Source organism: Roseibacillus persicicus (assembly GCF_014651675.1).
Classification (GTDB): domain Bacteria; phylum Verrucomicrobiota; class Verrucomicrobiia; order Verrucomicrobiales; family Akkermansiaceae; genus Roseibacillus; species Roseibacillus persicicus.
Map to the genome: position 1 here is coordinate 1753 of NZ_BMXI01000030.1, position 2422 is coordinate 4174.

Below are 2422 nucleotides of genomic sequence, written 5' to 3' on the forward strand. Positions count from 1 at the left end.
CTCAGCACACCCAATCCGACCGACTCAGCGCGCTTTCAATACTTCTATCACCTTCCTTCCTCCCGTCAACCCCCGACTCCCCAGCGCGGTCGGATTTGTGGTGCTGCGCATTGTTCGGCAGAGATTCATGCCCACAGCCTCGGTAGGGCCAACCTGTTCCGGTAGAAAAGTAATTCATAGGCCCTCAGAATCCACGCTAGAATAAATAACGGCCAAATTGGAACGGGCTCCAACACCTTTAGAACGTTGAAGCCAAAGAGTTCATACACCGCAACTAGGGAAACGAATAAAACCACAGCCCACCCAAGCACGTCGACAATCCTCCCAAATTCTTTCCGAGAGAAGTCAGTATGCCTGCTACTCTTTTCTGAGGGCGAGCACAGAAACATCCCCACTTGGAATAGGAGGAGCGCAATAAAGATCTTTCCGCTTCTGTGCGCGAAGATCAGCGCAATAGTGCACACCAAGAAGAGTAATAACTTTAGTGCTACCGTCATTTTTACCCGAACGTTTGAGCACACCCAATCCGACCGACTCAGCGCGCTTTCACTACGTCTATCACGCTCCCGCCTCCAGTCAACCTCCGACTCGCTAGCGCGATCGGATTTGTGGTGCAGCGCATTGTTAGCCATTCTTGTTGTGAATCATCGTCTTCCAACCAGAGTAGGTACTACTCAAAGAGGGGCCTTCACCAAGAAGCTGGCCAGACATAACGTCCCACACATCAATCCAGCCTCCTTTCCCCTTCTCCGTAACAATATATAAGCGTGACCCTTCATCTTTGGGTCCGTGTCGCCAAACACCCTGTAGTCCAACCGACGCGCAGTAGCCATAGAGACCACAAAGCAATGAAAGATACTGACTCGGAATTTCTTTTTCTCCGGTCTTCCGAAAGCTATCGATTTCCTTTTCGATGGCCATAACCAATTCCGCCTCCGAATACTCGTAAAGCCGCTTCTCAAATGAATTCAATGCGACCGGAGCTGCTTCGGCGACAGTCAGGAGATTCTTTTCTAGCTTCTTCGGCAGCTTGCGAAACTTCATATTTTCTGGCTAACGTTTTAGTTTTGCAGATTTTACCTCAGCGACACTTCGATTCAAGATTAATACCTACTCCTAATTTTGATCTCCGGATCTATCTCGGGTAAAATTCTGCAACAACGTTCCAGTCCTGCTGAACCGACCGCTCAGAGAACTTCCACTACTTCTACAGCAATCAAATGGAGTGTCAACAAGTCACCCACCAGCGCGGTCGGGTTCAGCAGCGACGCCTTGTTCGGCCCTAGTTCGCTGAAAACCTTGCAATAACACGGTGTCGCTTCTCGTCGGTGAGAATTTCCAAGGTTGCGCCTTCAGTCTGCCAGCGATAACGCCAGCGGGCAGGAAAACTGACTGGCGGGGAAACATGTATTGTCCGAGCCACGAAAGTCCCACGGAACGTCGTATTCACATCTTCTTCTTCGTATGAGCGACCGGTGAGGAGAAGCGGAAACTCCTCTGCTGCCACATCAAAGTAGAATCCACGAACTTCGTCGCCCCAAACATCAGAACCCATTTTAAGATTGTCCAGAGATGGTGGCAGCTTCTGCAGATTGAGCGCATGCTGGAGGACGTTGCGAGGCGCCTCAAGGTATCGCAATACTCCAACACCAATCCCAATCAGCCCGGCTAGGACCAACGATGCGACCAGCTTTTTTCTACGCTTACCTCTCATGCGAACTCTATTCTAGCCGAACGTCTCAGCACACCCAATCCGACCGACTCAGCGCGCTTTCGATAGTTCTACCACGCTCCCTACTCCCGTCAACCTCCGACTCGCCAGCGCGGTCGGATTTGTGGTGCTGCGCATTGTTCGCTACTGCCTTTTAAGCAGCTGTTTCGCTTCCCCAACCGCCAGAACCTTCTCCTCGTATCGTTCATACCTACGGGGAAAAATCGGGATCGTCACAGCCCTCACATATGGTGTGCCACAATAAAAACGCCGGTTTGAAACAACGACCTCCGTTCTCAAATCCTCACCCTTACCAACTTCCCTAATTTCAACCTGTTTTGGTCTATCCTCAAAGAACTCAGGCAGGTTACGTCCATCCGTCATCACCGTAATAAATAGAGTATTATCGTCCAAGGAAACAATCGTTCCATCTTCAAGGAGTAGAGAGTCATCACCTACTTCGACTACAGTCTGCGGGTTGTTTAGCGGCTGATTCTCAGTGAAACTCGCGTAGGTGAGACCAAGTAGACCTAGTCCATCAAGAACTACGACGGTGACGACCGTATAGAGTATCACCCTTACGATTAGCCACACTGTCTTCATTATTTTAGAGCGAACGTTCAAGCACACCCAATCCGACCGACTCAGCGCGCTTTCGATAGTTCTATCATGCTCCCTCCTCCCGTCAACCTTCCTACCCGCCAGCGCGGT

3 protein-coding genes are annotated in these 2422 nt (G+C 50.5%); all 3 read right to left on the reverse strand.

Features of this window, described 5'->3' with window-relative positions; all coding sequences use genetic code 11:
- Positions 1-624 precede the first annotated feature (624 nt).
- A complete protein-coding gene (locus IE099_RS20290) occupies positions 625-1044 on the reverse strand; it encodes a hypothetical protein (protein WP_189574561.1) in 420 nt (139 codons plus the stop codon).
- A 238-nt stretch (positions 1045-1282) separates the two neighbouring features.
- Positions 1283-1714 (reverse strand): hypothetical protein, encoded by a 432-nt coding sequence (locus IE099_RS20295; RefSeq protein ID WP_189574563.1) that lies wholly within the window; start codon positions 1712-1714, stop codon positions 1283-1285.
- A gap of 141 nt (positions 1715-1855) precedes the next feature.
- On the reverse strand, positions 1856-2422 hold a 567-nt coding region (locus IE099_RS20300), incomplete at its 5' end, for a hypothetical protein (RefSeq protein WP_229809618.1).

Bases quoted from the DNA above. Each gene is read 5' to 3' on its own strand.
- IE099_RS20290 (WP_189574561.1), bottom strand. From the start codon at position 1,044: ATGAAGTTTCGCAAGCTGCCGAAGAAGCTAGAAAAGAATCTCCTGACT.
- IE099_RS20295 (WP_189574563.1), bottom strand. From the start codon at position 1,714: ATGAGAGGTAAGCGTAGAAAAAAGCTGGTCGCATCGTTGGTCCTAGCC.